We start from the raw sequence: 19,612 nt of genomic DNA, 5'->3' as shown, positions 1-19,612 counted from the left end.
AAGCTGAACATGGAGCAGGCGCTGCGCCGCATCTTCGAGGCCTACCGCGACAAGGTGGTGGAGGCGCGTACGCTGGTGAGCGGCGGCAACTGATTCCGGCGGGGCGCCCCGGTTTGGGTAGACTATGCCTCGCGCGACTTTCCGCGCGCGAGGTGTCTACTCTCTGGAACGCGCCCCCATGCACGCCACCGGCAGGACCCTTTCCCGTTTTTCCATCTTTCCACTGGCTTCGCTGCTGGCGATGCCGGCAGCCACGGCCCAGACCGCCGACGAGAAGACGCTGCCCGATGTGGTGGTCAGCGCCAGCCGGAGCGAGCAGCGCCAGTTTGATGCCCCGGCCGCCGTCAGCAGCATCGCCGTGGACCCCTTCACGGCGGCGTCCCCGCTGGTCAATCTCTCCGAACTGACCCTGACCGTGCCCGGCATCGCTGTGCGGGACCGCCAGAACTACGCCCAGGACCTCCAGATCGCCGTGCGCGGCTTTGGCAGCCGCTCCACCTTCGGGGTGCGCGGGGTGCGGCTGTTTGTCGATGGCATTCCCGCCACCATGCCGGACGGGCAGGGGCAGGCGTCCACCTTCGACCTGGCCAACGCGAGCCGCGTGGAGGTGCTGCGCGGCCCGTTCGCTCAGATGTACGGCAATGCCTCGGGCGGCGTGGTGCAGGTGTTCACGCCCGATCCGCCCAGGGACGGGTTCACCGGGCGGGCTGCCACGGGCTTCGGCTCGGACGGCCAATGGCAGGCCGGCGTGGCGCTGGCCGGCGGCAATGACCGCCTCGGCGGCTCGCTGGACGCCTGGACCTACCAGACCGACGGCTACCGGGACCACAGCGCAGCACGCCGCTACCAGCTCAACGCCAAGATCGTGGCCCAGCCGACCACGGCCACCAAGATCACCGGCCAATTCAACTACTTCACCCAGCCGCTGGCCGAGGACCCGCTCGGGCTCACGCGCGCCCAGGCCGACGCCAACCCCCGGCAGGCCGTGCCGGCGGCCACCCAGTTCAACACGGGCAAGGATGTCGAGCAGACGCAGGCCGGCGTGGTGGTCGAACACCAGCTGAACGAGCGTGACAGCCTGAACTTCCGCCTTTATGGCGGCGGGCGGCAGCTGACCCAGCGGCTCGGCTTCAGCGGCGCGGCGCCTTCGTCGGCGGGCGGCATTGTCGATCTGGACCGCACCTACGGCGGCACGGCGCTGGCGTGGACGCGCAAGACCACGGCCAACGGCCTGCCGCTGCAATGGACGGCCGGGATCGAGGCCAACGCCATGCGCGACGCCCGCCATGGCTACGTGAACGATAACGGCCAGCAGGGCGCGCTGCGCCGGGACGAGACCGACGAGGCGGCCGACTACGGCGCGTTTGCCCAGTTCAACTGGACCGTGCATCCCGCCTGGGAACTGGTGGGCGGGCTGCGGGCGAGCATGGTCCGGCTGCGCATTGACGACCACTACGTCACGGCGGCCAGCCCGGACGACAGCGGCACCTCCACCTATCACAACGTCAGCCCGGTGGCCGGCGTGGTCTGGCACGCCCACGACACGCTCAATGTCTACGCCAACCTGGGCCGGGGCTTCGAGACCCCGACGCTGACCGAGGTGGCCTACGGCCCCGGCGGGGTGGGCGCCAACCTGGGCTTGCAGGCGTCCACCAGCCGGCAGGGCGAGATCGGCGTGAAATGGCAGGCGGCCGGCCAGAAGGTGGAGGCCGCGCTGTTCGACGCGGACAGTCACGACGAGGTGGTGCCGGTATCGAACAACGCCGGCCGCACGGTCTACCAGAACGTGAACGGCGTGCGCCGGCGCGGGCTGGAACTGGGCTGGCGCGGCACGTTCGGGCAGGCGCAGCAGTGGGGGGCGGGGCTGGGGTATACCTATTTGTCGGCGTACTTCGGGGAGGCCTATCTCAACGCGCAGGGCCTGCAGGTGGCGGCCGGCAACCGGCTGCCCGGCACGGCGCGGCACAGCCTGGGCGCAGAGCTGACCTACCGGCCGCTGGCGCCGCTGATGCTGGGGGTGGAGGCGCGGGCGGACAGCCAGGTCTATGCGGACGACCTCAACACCCAGGCGGCGCCCGGCTACATGGTCTTCAACCTGAAGGCCGGCTACGAATTCAGGCTGGGCCGGACCCGGCTGTACCTGTTCGGCCGGATCGACAACCTGGCAGACCGGCACTACATCGGCTCGGTCATCGTTAACGAGGCCAACGGCCGGTACTTCGAGCCGGCGGCCGGGCGGCGCTTCTTCCTGGGGCTGCGGGCGTCGATGTAAGCCGCCGCCTGACTTGCCAGCGGCGCGTCTCCGGCCTAAGGTGGCGTCTTTGACTGGCATCCGTGGAGCCCCATGCCCCCCTCCATGCCCCAGGACCGCGACCTGCGCATCATGCTGTGGGTCGTGGCCGTTGGCTTTTTCATGCAGACGCTCGACTCGACCATCGTCAACACGGCGCTGCCGTCGATGGCGCACAGCCTGGGCGAAAGCCCGCTGCGCATGCAGTCGGTCGTCATTGCCTATTCCCTCACCATGGCGGTGGTCATTCCGGCCTCGGGCTGGCTGGCGGACCGCTTCGGCACCCGCACCATCTTCCAGACCGCCATCGGCCTGTTCGTGCTCGGCTCGCTGCTGTGTGCCTGGGCGCCCACGCTGCCGGTGCTCACCGCCGCGCGGGTGGTGCAGGGGGTGGGCGGCGCCATGCTGCTGCCGGTGGGGCGGCTCTCGGTGCTGCGCACCTTTCCGCGCGAGCAATACCTCCAGGCGCTCAGCTTCGTGGCCATTCCGGGCATGATCGGCCCGCTGATCGGCCCCACGCTGGGCGGCTGGCTGACGCAGACGCTGTCGTGGCACTGGATCTTCCTGATCAACGTGCCGGTGGGGATCATCGGCGCCCTGGCCACCATCCGCTACATGCCCAATTCGCGGCTGCCCGGCATGGGCGGCTTTGACGTCACCGGCTACCTGCTGCTGGCCGTGGCCATGGTGGCGCTGTCGTTTTCGCTGGATGGGCTGGCCGGCATGGGCTTCCAGCACGCCACGGTGCTGATGCTGCTGATTGGCAGCATGGCGGCGCTCACGGCCTATGTGCTGCATGCCAACAAGCGCCAGAACCCGCTGTTTCCGCTGAAGCTGTTCAAGATTCACGCGTTCAGCGTGGGGCTGCTCGGCAACCTGTTCGCGCGTATCGGCAACGGGGCGATGCCCTTCCTGATTCCGCTGATGCTCCAGGTGAGCATGGGCTACGCGCCGTTCGATGCCGGCCTGATGATGCTGCCGGTCACGGCCGCCGGCATGGCCTCCAAGCGGCTGGCGACGATGCTGATCGAGCGCCACGGCTACCGGCGCGTGCTGGTGGTCAACACCTTCGTGGTGGGGCTGGTGATGGCGTCGTTCGCGCTGATCTCGCCCACGCGCCCGCTGGCGCTGACGCTGGTGCAGCTGGCCATCTTCGGCATGGTCAACTCGATCCAGTTCACGGCCATGAACACGGTGACGCTGAAAGACCTGTCGGGGGGCAGCGCCAGCAGCGGCAATTCGATGCTGTCGATGGTGCAGATGCTGTCGATGAGCCTGGCGGTGACGTCGGCCGGCGCGCTGCTGGCCACGTTCCAGGCCGGATTTGGCGCGAACGGCGCGCACCAGATGGAAGTGCTGCCGGCCTTCCACGCCACCTTCATCTGCGTGGGGCTGATTACCTCGGCATCGGCATGGATCTTCATGCAGCTATCGCCGGAGCCGGCGCGCGACACGAAGGAAGAGGTGAAGCAGGCCGGGGAGATGTAGGCCCCGGCCGGGGTGGGGCGTGGTGGGGCGGGGCGTGGCGGGGCTCAGGCTGCCAGCAGCTCGCAGAAGCGCGCGATATCGACGTTTCCGCCGCTGATGATCACGCCCACGCGCTGGCCCTTGAGTTGGTCCTTCATGCCCAGCACGGCGGCCATTCCGAGGCAGCCGGTCGGCTCCACCACCATCTTCATGCGCTCGGCGAAGAAGCGCATGGCGTCCACCAGTTGCGCGTCCGAGGCGGTGACGATGTCGTTGACGTCGCGGCGGATGATGCCAAAGGTGTACTGGCCCAGATGCTGGGTCTGCGCGCCATCGGCAATCGTCTTCGGGGTGTCGATGTTGACGATCTCGCCCTTGCGGAACGACTGCTGGCCGTCGTTGCCGGCCTCCGGCTCCACGCCGTAGAGCTTGCAGGCCGGCGCCAGCGCGCGCGTGGCCAGTGCCGTGCCGGAGAGCAGCCCGCCGCCGCCGAGCGGGGTGAACAGCGCGTCCAGCGGGCCGACTTCCTCGAACAGTTCCTTGGCGGCAGTGCCCTGGCCGGCCAGCACGTCCGGATGGTCGTACGGCGGAATCAGCGTCATGCCGTGTTCGGCGGCCAGCTTGCGGCCAATTTCCTCGCGGTCTTCCTTGTAGCGGTCGTAGGTCACCACGTTGGCGCCGTAGCCCCTGGTGGCGGCTACCTTGGCCGCCGGGGCGTCGTGCGGCATGACGATGGTCGCCGGCATGCCGAGCAGCCTGGCCGAGAGGGCGATGCCCTGGGCATGGTTGCCGGACGAGAACGCCACCACGCCACCCTTGCGCTGCGCGGGCGAGAACTTCGACAAGGCGTTGAACGCCCCGCGGAACTTGAACGCGCCCATGCGCTGGAAGTTCTCGCACTTGAAGAACACTTCGGCGCCGACCATCTCGTTGAAGGTGCGCGAGGTGTTCACGGGCGTGCGGTTGGCATGGCCTTCCAGCCGCTGGGCGGCGGCTTGCACATCGGCGTAGGTGGGCAGTTGCAGGGTCGTCATGGCAGGGGAGGGTGTGCGATGGAGGTGAGAGATTACCAGGGCCAGGCCAGGCGCTTGCCGGTGCCATTGGCCACGGCGCGCTCGTGCAGGAAGCGGGCGACGGTCAGGTCCTGGAGGGCGAGGCCGGTCATGTCGAAGACGGTGATGTCGGCAGAGCCACGGTCGAACATGGCATTGCCGGTCAGCAGGTCGCCAATCTCGGTGCAATCGACCTGGGCGGCCCACTGGCATTCGCCGATGCCGCGGGCCTGCTCACGGTCGTCGGCAAAGACGCGCGCGCGGGCCAGCACGCCGTCCGGCAACTCGCGCTTGCCGCGCGTATCGGCGCCCACGCAGTTCAGGTGGGTACCGGGCTGCACGGCGTCTGCGTCGAACAGGGCGCCACCGCCGGGCGTGGCGGTGATGACGACATCACTTTTCGATACCGCCGCGTTGGCGTCCGTCGCCAGTTCGATCTGGCAGCGGTCCGAGAACGCTGCTTCGAACGCCGGATCGCGCTGGTGGTTGAAGGTGACGTAAGACACATGGCACAACGACGGCAGCAGGCGCAGCGCATAGGTCAGCTGCACGCGCGCCTGCACGCCGCTGCCGAACACGCAGACGCGCGCGCTGTTCGGCCGCGCCAGCAGTTGCAGGCCGATGCCGCCGGCCGCGCCGGTGCGCGCGGTGGTGATGGCGTTGCCGTCCAGCACGCAGAGCGGGCGGCCCGTGGCGGGGTCGATCAGCAGCACCGTGGCCTGATGCGGCTCGCCGCCCTGGGCGCGGTTGTCCGGCCAGAACCCGGCCGCCTTGAAGCCGAGCAGGTTCTGCTTCGGCACATCGCCAGCCTTGATGCCGAACACGCCGCCGGTGGCCAGCTTCTCGCGGATCAGCGGGAACACGCGGCCTTCGCGGTGGCTGTGCAGCACGAAGGCTTCACGCACGGCTTCCAGCACGTCGTCCGGTTGCAGGGCGGCTTCGACGTCGAATTTGTCGAGGAGCAGGAGTTGGGCCAGATGGGTGTCAGCGGGCATAGCTATAGACCGAGGCGCGCGACACACCGAGATGTGCCGCGACGGTTTCCATGGCGCGCCGGACCTCCAACAGGCCCGACGCCTTGAGTTCATGCATCAGCGCGCGCCGGTCTTCGGTCTTCAGCGCACGGGGCGTGGTGGCCAGCCGGGCGGCGAAGGTGTCGATGCGGGCACGCAGGGCATCGGTGCCGGCTGGGTCGAGTGACTCTTGCGGCCCTTCGACGGCGGTCTGGACGAATTGCCCCATCGCCATCTGCAGGCTGCGGAACAGCGTCAGGTCCACATTCATGCACAGCGCGGCGATATAGCGCCCGTTGCTGTCCTTGATGCCCACCGAGGTGCTCTTGGCCTGCCGCCCATCCGCGAACTGGTTCGGATAGTTGGCGATGATCTGAGGGTAGTCCGGATCGGTGATGCGGGCCTGGCCCAGCTCGGTGGTGGGCTCGCCCACGGCGCGGCCGGACAGGTTGTTGTGGATGGCGAGGATCGACTGCCCGGGCTCGAGCAGGTCATGGACCACGACCTCGCAGAACGGCGCGAGCGTCTGCCCGAGGCCATCGGCAATCTGCTTGATCTGGTCGAGCAACTGGCGCTGCTCGGGCGTGCGGGTCTTCATGCTGGACATTTTGTCCAGCAGTAGATGAAATGTCAAGGTGCGGACTGCCCGCCCACGCCGCGTGCGCATCGCGGCGTGCGCCCTTCAAGACTTCGGCAGCCTAACGCGTGCCTGCGCTGCAGCAGTAGGCCAGCAGGAAGGTGTGGGTGCCCGGGAGATTGCCCACGATGCGGCGCATGTCCGTGTTCAGCTTGGCCATGGCCGCCGTCACGCGGTCGGGGCCGGGCAGGTTGCCGTTATTGAAGTCATGCACGGCGATGGCGACGGGTTTCTGGTCCCTGGTCTTGGGCGACGCAAGGGCCCGGTCCTCGTCCGCGAACTTCTCTTCGCGCTGTGCCACGGCGCCGATCTTCCCATCGCAGTAGCCGTGGGTGCCGGACATGACGTGAATCGTGTGGCCGTTGCCGGTCAGGCCGCTGGCGATGGTATTGAGCGCCGCCGCCACGTCGTCGACGTCGGACGGATCGTGAAATCCCCAGATCTGCACGGCGGTGGGGGTCTTGGCAGTGATGTTGACGAGCGTTGCCATGGTGTTTCTCCTTGGAAAACTTCAGGTTTCTGCGATGAAGAGGGAAGTCAGACTTCCCGCGCGTGGGTCTGCCCCGGCCAGACGCCGGTCATTTCGATGGCGCGACGCCCCGTCAGCCATTGCCCCAGCGGACTGGGCCAGTTGAAGGCGTAGTGGTCGCTGTTCATGACCCCCTGGAATTTCACGTCCACGCGGAGGTTGGTCGCGCTAAGCGGGATGTTGCTCACGGTCTTGGAAATGCCGCCGCTCAGCGAGAACTCATCGTGCTGGCGCCCCGCCGGCGAGTCGTAGCCGATCTGGATGTGGGTCACGTAGGTGCACCCGGGCTTGTTGTCGAACACCACCTCGAAGGCGCCGAGCCGGTTGATCCAGTTCGGAATCAGCAGCGGCCCGTCGAACGAGGCGAAGGTGTAGGCGATCGGGATCGGGGAGGGCGCGAGCTGCTCCGCCTGGTAGGGCCAGAGATGCTGGTCCACGCTCTTGTTCTGGCGGGTGGAGACGAACGAGCCCTTGCCGTTGGCGCCGCCCAGCATCTCTTGCACCGCGCCGGCGGAGCCGGTCAGCGAGAAGGAGGAACTGTTGTCCTGGGAGCCCACGTTCAGCCCGCTGTGGGCATAGACCGCGCTGGTGACCACGCCGAAACCCTGCGCGATCCGCCCGTTCGACCCCATGCTGACCGATTGCGCCTGGTCGTACAGCCACTGGTAGGTTTCCGGCTTGCCGAGCAGGGTCAGGTCGCTGATGAACGTTTCCGACGCGATGCCGAATTCGGAAGCGATCGACCCCACGGTCGAGAATTCCCACTTCACCTCCACGCCGGCCGTCACCTTGATGCCGGTATCCGGATCGGTGGCCGAGCCGTCCAGGTTGACGTTGGATTCGCTGCGCTGCACGTTGCTGGAGGACAGCTTCCACTGGTTGGGAATACCGCGCGTGCTTAGCGAGAGCCCCGGTGTCTCCTCCTTGACCAGCGTGAAATCGCCGGTGTCCGGAGAAACAAAGCCCACCGCGCCGGGTTTGATATTGGGCGCCAGGGTCCAGTTTCCCCAATAGGCGGGGCGCCCGTTGCGTATCAGGTCGGTAAATGATCGATTCCAATTCATGGTGTTACCCCTTTTGAATGTTGCTGGCATTCGGTTGATTTTGCGATAGCGGTCGGTGACTTATCGCAGAACCAGTGTTGGTGCCTGGAGGGGGTAATCGCCATTACTCCGATTGCGTATCCGGATTTTCGGATGCCATGGGAATTCTGAGTTGCCTGGAAATCGTCATGAGAGCCGCCAGGGTTTGCAACCCGGTTTTGGCACGGATATTTTCCAGGTGTTTGCTGACAGTGCGGGGACTGATGCTGAGATTTCTGCCGATTTCCTTGGCCGTCAGGCCCAGGCTCAGCTTCTCCAGGACGTCTTTTTCACGCTTGCTTAATGTGTCTGGTGGAAGAAGCGGGGTGGGCGCGCGGGGCGCCGTATTGGCATGCGTCGTGGCAAAGGCCACCAGCTGCGACGTGGAGTGGATATCGAGTTTTGCCGAGATATTGGTTCGGTGCTTGCGGGCCGTGAATTCGGTAACGCCCAGATACCTGGCGATATCGCTGGTGCTCATCCCTTGGGCGATCAAGGCGAGCACCTGGGATTCCCGGGTGGTCAACCTTGATGACGGCAAGCATGCCCATTATTATTTTTCGAGCGGATGACAGGGCGTCACCCCGCTACGATGCAATCAGGTCATCGTAGGTGAAATAAATGAACTGTTTGTGGGAATTATTTAATATCAGAGATAAGGGTGCCTAATATCTCCGCTCTCCCGATAATCGGGAGGGCGGAGAAAGGCAACCATTTATGCCGCTTCGGCCACCCGGATTTCGACCAGCAGCTTTTTCAGTTCCGGCACGCAGGAGCCGCAATTGCCGCCGGCTTTCACGCAGGCGGTGATGTCGGCCGGGGTCTTGAGGTCGTGCTTGCGCACGGCGTCGCAGATCGTGTTGCGGCCCACGCCGAAGCAGGAGCACACGGTGGGGCCGGCGTCCGCGCCTTTCTCCATCGGCTGGCCCAGCAGCAGGCCGATGCGGTCGGTGTCCTCCAGCCGCTCCTGCCCGAACAGTTGCGACAGCCACGCCCGCGAGGGCAGGTCCGGGCGGGTGGAAACGTACACGCAGGCCTCGATGCGGTCGTTGACCACATAGCCCGCGTGATAGACGCCGGCGGTGCGGTCCTCGTATTCGAGCCAGTCGGCCTCGGGGTCCTGCACGCCCAGCAGCGCGCGGGCCCAGGCGGCGCGGTCGGGAATGGTCTCCCGGCCGGCGAACTCGTAGCGCTGGAACTGCTTGCCCTGGATGCGCGTCCAGTACGTCAGCGCGTCGGCGGGCAGGGCGGCGCGGCTCAGCACGAAGCCGTGCCATGACACGCGGAATTCCTCCACGCGCACCGGCGTGTGCTTGAACTCCGGCTCGCCCGAGACCGGATCGACCGCCGGATTGACCAGCGCGCCCACGCGGGCATCGGAGCTGAACTGGCCGTTCCAGTGGATCGGCACGAACACGCTGCCACGCGGAATGCCGCCGCCATGGCGCACGCGGGCCACCATCGCGCCCCAGCGGCTGGTGATGCGCGCCAGCTTGCCTTCGCCCACGCCGCACAGCAGGGCGTCTTGCGGATGCATGTCGACGAAGGGCTCGGGCAGGTGGTCGGAGAGCCGCGCGGCCTTGCCGGTGCGGGTCATGGTGTGCCATTGGTCGCGTACCCGGCCGGTGTTCAGGATCAGCGGGAAGTCGTCGTCCGTGGCGTGGGCCGGCGCGCGCGGCGCGGTCGGCACGAAGCGGGCGCGGCCATCGGGATGGGCGTAGCGGCCGTCGGTGAACAGGCGCTGCGTGCCTTCGGTCAGATTGGCGCGCACTGGCCACTGCACGGGCGCGAGGGCGTCGTAGTCGGCCCGGGCCAGCCCGGCCAGCCCGCTGATGTCGAACGCACGCGGCGCGTCGCGCTCGGTGGCGGTGTCGTTGCGCCACGCGCTCAGGCGGGCGTGTTCGTCGAAGATTTCATGCGGACCGGCGTAGTCGAAGCCGGCAAAGCCCATGCGGCGGGCCACGTCGCAAAGGATGTCCCAGTCGGCGCGGGCCTCGCCCGGCGCGGGCAGGAAGGCGCGCTGGCGCGAGATGCGGCGCTCGGTGTTGGTCACCGTGCCGTTCTTCTCGCCCCAGCCCAGTGCCGGCAGCAGGATGTGGGCCGCGTCGTTGGTGTCGGTGTGCGTGACGATGTCCGACGCCACCACCAGCTCGCACCTGGCCAGCGCGCGGCGTGCCTGGTCGGCATCGGGCAGGCTCACCACGGGGTTGGTGGCAATGACCCAGACCGCCTTGACCTTGCCTTGCTCGATGGCATCGAACAGGTCCACGGCCTTGAGGCCGGGCTGGTCGGCCATCGCCGGGGACTGCCAGAAGTCCTGCACGATGTCCCGGTGCACCGGGTTGGCCAGCTCCATATGGGCAGCCAGCATGTTGGCCAGCCCGCCGACTTCGCGCCCGCCCATCGCATTGGGCTGGCCAGTCAGCGAGAACGGGCCCATGCCGGGGCGGCCGATGCGGCCGGTCAGCAGATGGCAGTTGATGATGCTGTTGACCTTGTCCGTGCCGGACGACGACTGGTTCACGCCCATCGAGAACGCCGTGATGACCTGTTCCGTGCTGGCGAACAGGTCGAAGAAGGCTTGCACGTCCGCCGGGTCGAGCTTGCAGGCGCGGGCCACGGCGGCGACGCTGGTGTCGTCCGCCTCGGCGGCGGCCAGGGTGGCTTCCAGCCCGGCGGTGTGCGCGGCGACGAAGGCCGTGTCGGTCTTGCCGGCGCGGGCCAGATGGCTCAGCAGGCCGTTGAACAGGCGCACATCGGTGCCGGCGCGCAGCGGCAGGTGCAGATCGGCCAGTTCGCAGGTGGCGGTGCGGCGCGGGTCGATCGCCACGATCTTCATGGCTGGCCGGGCTTCCTTGGCGCGCGTGAGCCGCTGGAACAGGATCGGGTGGCACCACGCGGTGTTCGAGCCCACCAGCACGACGAGATCGGCGGTCTCCAGGTCCTCGTAGCTGCAGGGCACCAGGTCTTCGCCGAAGGCGCGCTTGTGGCCGGCCACGGCGGATGACATGCAGAGCCGCGAGTTGGTGTCGATATTAGCCGTGCCGATGAACCCCTTCATCAGCTTGTTGGCGATGTAGTAGTCCTCGGTCAGGATCTGGCCGGAGACATAGAGCGCCACGGCGTCCGGGCCGTGCGCGGCGACGATGTCGGAGAAGCCCCTGGCCACCTTGTCGAGCGCCTCGTCCCAGGAGACGCGGCGCAGCTCGCCATCGGCCTCGCGCAGCTGGGGGTGCAGCAGGCGGCCGTTCAGGTCGAGGGTTTCGCCAAGCGCCGAGCCCTTGACGCAGAGCCGGCCGAAGTTGGAGGCATGGTCGGCGTCGCCGCTGACTTCGACCTGGCCGTCCGCGCGCACGGTGGCGCGCACGCCGCAGCCCACGCCGCAATAGGGGCAGGTGGTGGCGGTGGTGGTGGTGGGGGTGGCGGAAACCACCGCAATATCGGACAGGTTCACAGCAATGTCTCTCTTTCGGTGATGTCAGCCGGCAATGCAGGCAGCAAATCAGGCGGTAAATCAGGCGGCCAGGGCCTCGCACTGGGTCTTGCCGAACAGCAGGCGCTGGCGCAGGGCGCCAACCGGCTTGCCGCTCTGGATCAGGTCGAAGTACCACGGGCCGTCCTGCACGTCGCCGTATAGCACCGCGCCCACGAGCCGGCCGTCCTGCAGCACCAGCCGCTTGTAGACGCCGCGCCGGGGATCGCGCAGGACCAGATCCTCGCTGCCATCGGCGCCAATGAAATCGCCGGCCGAGTACAGGTCCACGCCGGTGACCTTGAGTTTGGTCGCCGTGGCCTGCTGCACGTAGCGGCGATGGCCGGCGCCGGCCAGATGGGCCGCGCAGACGCGCGCCTGGTCCCAGATCGGCGCCACCAGCCCGAAGGTGGCCTGGCGATGCTGCACGCACTCGCCTACGGCGTAGATGCGCGGGTCGAAGGTCTGGAGCGTGTCGTCCACCACGATGGCGCGCTCGCAGCGCAGCCCGGCGCCGGCCGCCAGTTCGATATTGGGCCGCACGCCGGCGGTCATCACCACCAGGTCCGCCGGGATCTGGCTGCCGTCCTTGAACAGCACGCCGGTCACGCGGCTATCGCCCAGAATGCCGGCGGTCTGCGCGCCGAGCAGGAAGCGCAGGCCCTTGCGCTCCAGCGCCAGCTTCAGCAGCGCGGCGGCGGGTTTGTCCAGCTGGCGCTCCATCAGGCTGTCGGCGAGGTGGACCACGGTGACGTCCATGCCCTGGCGCAGCAGGCCGTTGGCGGCCTCCAGCCCGAGCAGGCCGCCGCCAATCACCACCGCGTGGCGATGGTTGCGGGCGGCGTGGAGCATGGTTTCCACGTCCTGGATGTCGCGGAAGGCGATCACCCCGTCCAGCGTATGGCCCGGCACCGGCAGGATGAACGGCTTGGAGCCCGTGGCCAGCAGCAGGCGGTCGTAGTGCACCTCCCGGCCGGAAGCCGAGCGCACCGTGCGGCGGGGGCGGTCGATGGCCACCACGGGGTCGCCGGCCAAAAGCTCGATGCCATGCGCGGCGTACCACTCGCGCGTGTTGAGCATGATGTCGTCGACGGTCTTCTCGCCGGCGAGCACCGGCGAGAGCAGGATGCGGTTGTAGTTGCCGTGCGGCTCGGCGCCGAACACCGTGATGTCATACAGGTCCGGCGCCAGCTTCAGCAGTTCCTCGACCGTGCGCATGCCGGCCATGCCGTTGCCGACGACAACCAGTCGGGGTTTGGCGTGGGAGTTGGCGGTGGGCGTCATGGGGCGTCTCAAATGGCTTGGGCGTGGGCGAGGGGCAATGTGGGAAGCGGGGGAAGCAGCTCAGGCCGCCAGTTCTTCCTCGGCCTGTCGTGCGACTTCGCTGGCGGCTACCCAGACCTTGCCGTCGTAGACCCGGGCCGCGTAGGCCGCCACCGAGTGCTCGGGGGCTTCCAGGCATTCGCCGGTACGCAGGTCGAAGTGATGCTTGTAGATCGGCGAGGCCACCACCACGCGCTCGCCCAGGCTGCCAACCAGCCCGCGCGAGAGCACCGCCGCCTGCGAGTTCGGATCGAAATTGTCGATGGCGAAGACCTCCTCGCCCCGGCCGATGCGGAACACGGCCACTTGCTGGCCATCAACCAGTGCGCAGACACCAGTATTGGGCACGATGTCGCGCAAGGTGCAAATCGCGGTCCAGGTTTCGGGATGATGGGAATGATGCATCACGTTCTCCTTTTATCAGGCTGCTTTTGCGGGCACGGCAACCACGGGGATGTGGCTCAGGCGGGAGCGCTGCAAGTTCCGTTCCTCGGGCGTGGCCGGGCGGATCTGGCCGCGCTCCTCCAGGAAGACGAGGTTGTCGTCGCGCAGGTCGCTGTTGACGAAGTGGCGGAAGCGCTTGCGGGTCTCGGGGTCCGTCACGGCCTTCTTCCACTCGTCCTCGTAGGTATCCACTACGTGCTGCATCTCGGCTTCGAGTTCGGCGCCCACGCCCAGCTTGTCGTCGATCACCACCGATTTCAGGTAGTCCAGCCCGCCTTCCAGGTTGTCGCGCCAGGTGCTGGTGCGTTGCAGGCGGTCTGCCGTGCGGATGTAGAACATCAGGAAGCGGTCGATGTAGCGGATCAGCGTGTCGTGGTCCAGGTCGCCGGCCAGCAGTTCGGCGTGCCGGGGCTTCATGCCGCCGTTGCCGCAGACGTAGAGGTTCCAGCCGCGTTCCGTGGCGATGATGCCCACGTCCTTGCCCTGCGCCTCGGCGCATTCGCGGGTGCAGCCGGACACGCCAAACTTGATCTTGTGCGGCGCGCGCAGGCCCTTGTAGCGGTTCTCGATCTCGATGGCGAGGCCCACGGAGTCATCCACGCCATAGCGGCACCACGTGGAACCCACGCAGGATTTCACCGTGCGCAGCGACTTGCCGTACGCATGGCCCGACTCGAAGCCGGCCGCGATCAGTTCCTCCCAGATCATCGGCAGCTCTTCCAGCCGCGCGCCGAACATGTCCACCCGCGCGCCGCCGGTGATCTTGGTGTAGAGGCCGTACTTCTTGGCCACCTGGCCCACGGCGATCAGGCCGTCGGGCGTCACTTCGCCGCCCGGCATGCGCGGCACCACGGAATAGGTGCCGTCCTTCTGGATGTTGGCCAGGAAGTAGTCGTTGGAGTCCTGCAGGCTGGCGTGCTCTTCCTTGAGCACGAAGTCGTTCCAGCACGAGGCCAGGATGTTGCCGACGGTGGGCTTGCAGATATCGCAGCCCAGGCCCTTGCCGTGCGCAGCCAGCAGGTCCTCGAAGGACTTGAACTTGCCCACGCGCACCAGGTGGTACAGCTCCTGGCGCGAGTATGGGAAGTGCTCGCAGACATGGTTGTTGACGGCCATGCCCTGCTTCTTCATCTCGGCCTTCATGATCTGCGTGACCAGCGGCACGCAGCCGCCGCACGCCGTGCCGGCCTTGGTGCAGGTCTTCAGCGCGCCGATGCTGGTGGCGCCATCGCCTACGGCGGCGCAGATCTGGCCCTTGCTGACGTTGTTGCACGAGCAGATCTGGGCGGTGTCCGGCAGCGCGTCGGCGCCCAGCGCCGGCTTGGCCTTGCCATCCGAGGACGGCAGGATCAGGAATTCGGGCGACTCGGGCAGCTCGATGCGGTTCAGCATCATCTGGAGCAGGGTGCCGTATTCTTCGGCATCGCCCACCAGCACGCCGCCGAGCAGGTACTTGCCGCAGTCGGACACCACCAGCTTCTTGTAGATCTGCTTGCGCTCGTCGGTGAACTGGTACGAGCGGCTGCCCGGCACGTTGCCGTGCGGGTCGCCGATGCTGGCCACGTCCACGCCCATCAGCTTGAGCTTGGTGCTCATGTCGGCGCCGCCGAATTCGGCAGCTTCGCCGCGCAGGTGGCGGGCGGCCACGCGGGCCATGTCATAGCCGGGGGCCACCAGGCCGTAGATCTTGCCCTGCCACAGCGCGCACTCGCCAATCGCGTAGACGTGCGGGTCGGAGGTCAGGCAGTTGTTGTCCACGGCGATGCCGCCGCGCTCGCCCACGGCCAGGCCGCTCTCGCGCGCCAGTTCGTCACGCGGGCGGATGCCAGCCGAGAACACGATCATGTCGGTGTCCAGGTGCGTGCCGTCGGCAAAGTTCATGCGATGGGTGCCTTCCACGCCATCGACGATTTCCTTGGTGTTCTTGCCGGTGTGCGCCTTGACGCCCAGCGCCTCGATCTTCTGGCGCAGCATGCGGCCGCCGCCTTCGTCCACCTGCACGGCCATCAGGCGCGGGGCGAACTCCACCACGTGGGTCTCCAGGCCCATGTCGCTCAGCGCCTTGGCGCATTCCAGCCCGAGCAGGCCGCCGCCGATGACCACGCCGGTTTTCGCCCGGTTGCCGCATTCGCGCATCGCTTCCAGGTCTTCGATGGTGCGATAGACGAAGGTGTCCTTGCGGTCCTTGCCCGGCAGCGGCGGCACGAAGGGGTAGGAGCCGGTGGCCAGCACCAGCTTGTCGTAGGCCAGCGTCTCGCCGGTGGAGGTGGTGACGGTCTTCGCGGCGGTGTCGATGGCCGTGGCTCTGGCGTTCAGGCGCAGCAGCATGTTGTTGTGCTGCTCGAAGAAGCCGGCCGGCACCAGCGAGAGGTCTTCCGCGGACTTGCCCGCGAAGAATTCGGAGAGGTGGACGCGGTCGTACGCGGGGCGCGGCTCCTCGCACAGCACCGTCACTTCGAGGTCCTGCGCGCCGGCGTCTGCCAGGCATTCCAGGAACTTGTGGCCGACCATGCCGTGCCCGACGATGATGATTTTCATGATGCTTTCCTTGTCCGGGGTTCTTCGTATGCGAATTCAGTTGGCCAGCGCGCTGTCGTACAGGGCCTGCTCCTGGGCCTTGTGCTCGGCGCTGAAGCGCACGGCGATGGCGCACAGCGCGGCGATCGTGGCGGCCACGCCGAGGTAGGTCAGGGTCTGTTGCAGGTCGCCCAGGCCCTTCATCAGGAAGCCGGCCGCTACCGCGCCCACGTTGCCGCCGGCGCCGATGATGCCGGCCACGCCGCCCAGCGCCTTGCGGTCGATGAACGGCACCAGCGCGTAGGTGGCACCGCAGGCCATGTGGGTGAACAGGCCGAAGATCAGCATGGCCACCACGGCCAGCGTGACGCTGGACGCCTGCGCGAACCACAGCAGGCCCAGCCCTTCGCCGAGGATGAAGACGAACAGCACCATCGAGCGGGCGTCCAGGCCACGGCGGCGGGCGAAGCGGTCCGACACATAGCCGCCCAGCGCCCGGGCAAACAGCGCCAGCAGGCCGAAGCTCGCCGCAGCCATGCCGGCAGCCGACAGCGACAGGCCGAAGTGGTCCACGTAGAAGGTGGCGGCCACGTTGTGGATGAAGATCTCCACGCCGAAGCAGGCGCCGTAGGTGATGAACAGCAGCCAGACGCGGTAGTTGGCGCTGGCCGCCTTGAAGCTGGCCCAGCCACCGCCGCCTTTTCCACCTTTAGCGCCGCTGACGGCCACGCCGCGTGCGCGCAGGTCCGAGTAGTTGCCTTCCGGGCAGTCCTGCGTGAACTTCCAGTACACGACGGCCATGATCAGCATCAGCACGCCGGGCACCACCAGCGCCAGGCGCCAGCCGAGCGTGTGGTCCACGCCAATCATCAGGATCGCGCCCAGCAGCAGCGGCATGGCCGCCTGCGCCGCGCCGCCGCCGGCATTGCCCCAGCCGGCCGACGCCGCGTTGGCCGTGCCCACCACGTTCGGCGCGAACATCACCGAGGTGTGGTACTGCGTGATGACGAAGCTCGCGCCCACCGCGCCAATCAGCAGGCGGAAGAACAGGAAGGTCTCGTAGTTCTGCGCCAGCGCTACGCCGAGCACGGGCAGCGCGCCAATGGCCAGCAGGCCGGTGTAGGTCTTGCGCGGGCCGAAGCGGTCGCACATCGGGCCGATGATCAGGCGGACGATGATGGTCACCGCCACGGCGGCGATATTGATGTTGGCGATCTGGCCCGGCGTGAGGCCGAACTCGCCCTTGAGCACCGGCATCAGCGGTGCGCAGGCAAACCACGCGAAGAAGCAGACAAAGAACGCCATCCAGGTCAGGTGGAAGGCGCGCATCTGCGGGGTCTTGAGACTCAGCAGGTCGATCCGGGTGGCTTTACCGTTCATGCTTGTGCTCCAAAAACAAAAGGCGTCCCGAGAGGCTGGCAAAGGCCAGTTCTGGGGACGCCGTTGTCCTGACGCGTGGCTACATGAGATAGCCAGCGTTTGATGTGGGGTGGGCAGGTCGCCGTTGACCGGCCCGTGCTCTGTATCGCAAGCGGTGTGCCAGCCGGTGGTGGGGCGTATCAGGCGCGTGGAAAGCCGGTTTTCGGACGAAAAGCGGCGTGTAATGCACGTTTATGCATCATGGTGCGGCGCCAGCATGGGGCGTGGGCACGGGGATGGTGCAGTGCAATGATTCCGCACGGTGCGCGCGGGGAGGGCGCACCCGGGAGGGGGGAGCCGGTCAGCCTTCGTTGCTGCCGTCTGACTTGACGTTGTAGGCGGACAGCAACTGCATGTCCTTTGGCAGGACCTGGGCGCCGGATTCGTCGACCAAGGCGGCGCGCACCCTGAGCCCGGAGGTTTTTGAGCGTACTTCCGCCGGACCCTGGCCACTGGGCGCGAGGTGATCGTCGCCCCATTGCATCAGGCCGACCAGCACCGGCAGCAAATCGACGGCGGCGCGCGTCGGGTGGTACTGGAAGCGTTCGCGCTCGCCCGGTTCCTTATAGCTGACCCGGCGCAGCAGGCCGGCTTCGGTCAGTGTCTTGAGCCGTGCGGACAGCACCGCGGGCGAGCACTGCAGGCGCTGGAGGAAATCGTCGAATCGCCGCACCCCGGAAAACACATCGCGCAAGATAAGCATCGTCCACTTTTCCCCGATCAAGGAAAGCGTGGCGGCGATGGAGCATGGCGGAAGGGTGACTTGGGTGGGTTCGGTCATGGTGAATCCAGCATAGCACCCTAACTACGTTTGCAAAAGTCAGGGTATCGCCTATACTCCTGGCTACATAAAACGTAGTCAGGAGCGCGTCATGAAGTGGATGAACGAGCAGCGCGACGCGCAAGCGGCCATCAGTGAAGAAAGCTGGACCGTGCGGGGCGGTGCGCAGGTGACATTGCGCGCCGCCCGGGTGTCCGATCACGGGCGCCTGCGAGCCTTTGTGGATGGCCTGTCGCGCGAAAGCCGTTATTTCCGCTTCCTGACCGGTGGCCCGGTGGCCAACGAGACGCTTGCTCGGTTTGTGAGCCGTCGCCAGGACCGCGATGTGGCGCTGGTGGTCACCTTTGGCGAGGTCATCGTCGCCAATGCCGAATACGTGGTGAACGACGAGGGGCTGGCCGAACTGGCCGTGGTGGTGGCGGACAACTGGCAGGGCCAGGGCCTGGGCCGGCGCCTGATCCAGCGGCTCCAGCAACTGGCCCGCGCCGCCAGCCTGCGCGGCATGCGTGGCGACGTGCTCAGCGAAAACCGCCGCATGCTGGCCATCATGCGCGATTGTGGCTTCGCCACGCGGCGCAACCCCGAGGACAGCCTGCTCCACGAAGTGAGCCTGACGCTGGCCGAACCCCGTAAGGCCCCGGCCCCCTCCGCTCCCTCCGCCGAATGGCTCCCGCGCGACTGGTTCGCCGCTAACTAAGTCAGGTCAACTAAGATCGGCGCCTAGCGCCGGGACGTCGCCGTACAGCCGATCGACGCCACGATGATGGCGGCAATCGCCACCCACTGGATCGGCGTGAGCTGCTCATGGAGGAACGCCAGCCCGGCCAGCGCACCCATGGCCGGCTCCATGCTGAGCAGGATGCCGAAGGTGCGGCGCGGCAGGCGTTTCAGCGCCACCATCTCCAGCGAATAGGGAATCGCGCTCGACAGCAGCCCCACCGCCAGCCCGGCCAGCAGCAGCGACGGGCTGAACATCGTCGTCCCCGCATGGGCCAGCCCGAACGGCAGCGTCACCAGCGCGGCCATGGTCAGCCCCAGCGACGTGGCCTGGCCGCCATGCGCATTGCCCGCCATCTGCCCGAACACGATATAGAGTGCCCAGCCCACCCCGGCCGCGAGCGCATAGCCGATGCCCACCGGGTCCAGATGGGCCGTGGACGCCCCCAGCGGCAGCAGCAACAGCAGGCCGGTCACGGCGCAGCCAATCCAGAGAAAATCGATGGCCCGGCGCGAGGACAGCACCGCCACGGTCAGCGGCCCGGTGAACTCGATGGCGATGGCCAGCCCCAGCGGCACCGTGCGCAGGGACATATAGAACAGCAGGTTCGTGGCGCCCAGCGCGGCGCCGTACAGCGCGATGGCGCGGGCATTGGCGCGCGTGAGCGGAAAGCGCCACGGCCGCCAGACGCAGAGCAGGATCAGCGCCGAGAACCCCACCCGCAACGCCGTGGTGCCCTGGGCGCCCAGGACGCCGAACAGGCTCTTGGCGAACGACGTACCCACGCAAAGCGAGGCCATGGAGGCGATGAGAGCCAGCACGGCCAGCAGTGTCTGACTTTGTTTGAGGCGGGTAAGCGGCAATTCGG

At 67.3% G+C, this 19,612-nt stretch carries 16 protein-coding genes; 3 read left to right on the top strand and 13 right to left on the bottom strand.

The annotated features are described in order from the left end of the window. Window positions 1-178 precede the first annotated feature (178 nt). Together SB751_RS27690 and mdtD are read left to right on the top strand one after the other, a co-directional pair. The gene (locus SB751_RS27690) at window positions 179-2,272 is read left to right on the top strand and encodes a TonB-dependent receptor family protein (RefSeq protein ID WP_348638701.1); all 2,094 of its coding nucleotides are present in this window, start codon (window positions 179-181) and stop codon (window positions 2,270-2,272) included. A 72-nt stretch (window positions 2,273-2,344) separates the two neighbouring features. Further along, entirely contained in the window at window positions 2,345-3,778 is a 1,434-nt protein-coding gene (gene mdtD / locus SB751_RS27685; RefSeq protein WP_244845007.1) for a multidrug transporter subunit MdtD, read from the top strand. Window positions 3,779-3,822: 44 nt separating this feature from the next. Here the strand turns inward: mdtD and SB751_RS27680 are convergent, their stop codons facing one another. From SB751_RS27680 to SB751_RS27625, 12 genes are all read right to left on the bottom strand, one after another. After that, complete coding sequence (locus tag SB751_RS27680; protein ID WP_410748758.1) at window positions 3,823-4,791, bottom strand: threo-3-hydroxy-L-aspartate ammonia-lyase; 969 nt, start codon at window positions 4,789-4,791, stop codon at window positions 3,823-3,825. 32 nt (window positions 4,792-4,823) lie between these two features. Beyond that, complete coding sequence (locus tag SB751_RS27675) at window positions 4,824-5,804, bottom strand: ornithine cyclodeaminase family protein (protein WP_144203454.1); 981 nt, start codon at window positions 5,802-5,804, stop codon at window positions 4,824-4,826. After that, the gene (locus SB751_RS27670; protein ID WP_144203452.1) at window positions 5,794-6,420 is read right to left on the bottom strand and encodes a transcriptional regulator; all 627 of its coding nucleotides are present in this window, start codon (window positions 6,418-6,420) and stop codon (window positions 5,794-5,796) included. Before SB751_RS27670 ends, SB751_RS27675 begins: the two co-directional genes overlap by 11 nt. A gap of 100 nt (window positions 6,421-6,520) precedes the next feature. Next, window positions 6,521-6,949, bottom strand: coding sequence for a hypothetical protein (locus SB751_RS27665; protein WP_144203450.1), 429 nt, complete (start codon window positions 6,947-6,949; stop codon window positions 6,521-6,523). Window positions 6,950-6,996: 47 nt separating this feature from the next. Next, window positions 6,997-8,052 carry a hypothetical protein gene (locus SB751_RS27660; protein ID WP_144203448.1) on the bottom strand — a complete coding sequence of 352 codons (1,056 nt, stop codon included), beginning with the start codon at window positions 8,050-8,052 and terminating at the stop codon, window positions 6,997-6,999. A 103-nt stretch (window positions 8,053-8,155) separates the two neighbouring features. After that, on the bottom strand, window positions 8,156-8,596 hold the full coding sequence (locus SB751_RS27655; RefSeq protein WP_280527769.1) for a response regulator transcription factor: 441 nt from the start codon (window positions 8,594-8,596) through the stop codon (window positions 8,156-8,158). A gap of 189 nt (window positions 8,597-8,785) precedes the next feature. Then, window positions 8,786-11,524, bottom strand: coding sequence for a nitrate reductase (locus tag SB751_RS27650; protein WP_144203444.1), 2,739 nt, complete (start codon window positions 11,522-11,524; stop codon window positions 8,786-8,788). Window positions 11,525-11,584: 60 nt separating this feature from the next. Further along, window positions 11,585-12,826: an NAD(P)/FAD-dependent oxidoreductase gene (locus SB751_RS27645; RefSeq protein WP_144203442.1), complete on the bottom strand. Its 1,242-nt coding sequence runs from the start codon at window positions 12,824-12,826 to the stop codon at window positions 11,585-11,587. A 60-nt stretch (window positions 12,827-12,886) separates the two neighbouring features. After that, a complete protein-coding gene (gene nirD / locus SB751_RS27640; RefSeq protein WP_144203440.1) occupies window positions 12,887-13,270 on the bottom strand; it encodes a nitrite reductase small subunit NirD in 384 nt (127 codons plus the stop codon). A 15-nt stretch (window positions 13,271-13,285) separates the two neighbouring features. Further along, window positions 13,286-15,847 (bottom strand): nitrite reductase large subunit NirB, encoded by a 2,562-nt coding sequence (gene nirB, locus SB751_RS27635; protein WP_410748757.1) that lies wholly within the window; start codon window positions 15,845-15,847, stop codon window positions 13,286-13,288. Window positions 15,848-15,883: 36 nt separating this feature from the next. Beyond that, window positions 15,884-17,206, bottom strand: coding sequence for an MFS transporter (locus SB751_RS27630; protein WP_144203436.1), 1,323 nt, complete (start codon window positions 17,204-17,206; stop codon window positions 15,884-15,886). 340 nt (window positions 17,207-17,546) lie between these two features. After that, a complete protein-coding gene (locus tag SB751_RS27625; RefSeq protein WP_211943927.1) occupies window positions 17,547-18,026 on the bottom strand; it encodes a winged helix-turn-helix transcriptional regulator in 480 nt (159 codons plus the stop codon). Between the two features lie 100 nt (window positions 18,027-18,126). Here SB751_RS27625 and SB751_RS27620 point away from each other — a divergent pair, with 100 nt between their 5' ends. Next, window positions 18,127-18,723, top strand: coding sequence for a GNAT family N-acetyltransferase (locus SB751_RS27620; RefSeq protein ID WP_144203468.1), 597 nt, complete (start codon window positions 18,127-18,129; stop codon window positions 18,721-18,723). A 23-nt stretch (window positions 18,724-18,746) separates the two neighbouring features. Here the strand turns inward: SB751_RS27620 and SB751_RS27615 are convergent, their stop codons facing one another. Continuing rightward, entirely contained in the window at window positions 18,747-19,607 is an 861-nt protein-coding gene (locus SB751_RS27615) for an EamA family transporter (RefSeq protein ID WP_244845005.1), read from the bottom strand. Between the last annotated feature and the right edge of the window lie 5 nt (window positions 19,608-19,612).

The organism is Cupriavidus sp. SIMBA_020 (assembly GCF_046535395.1).
Taxonomy (GTDB): Bacteria; Pseudomonadota; Gammaproteobacteria; order Burkholderiales; family Burkholderiaceae; genus Cupriavidus; species Cupriavidus campinensis.
The sequence above is the reverse complement of the archived record's forward strand: the minus strand, read 5'-3'. Positions and strand labels throughout refer to the sequence as shown.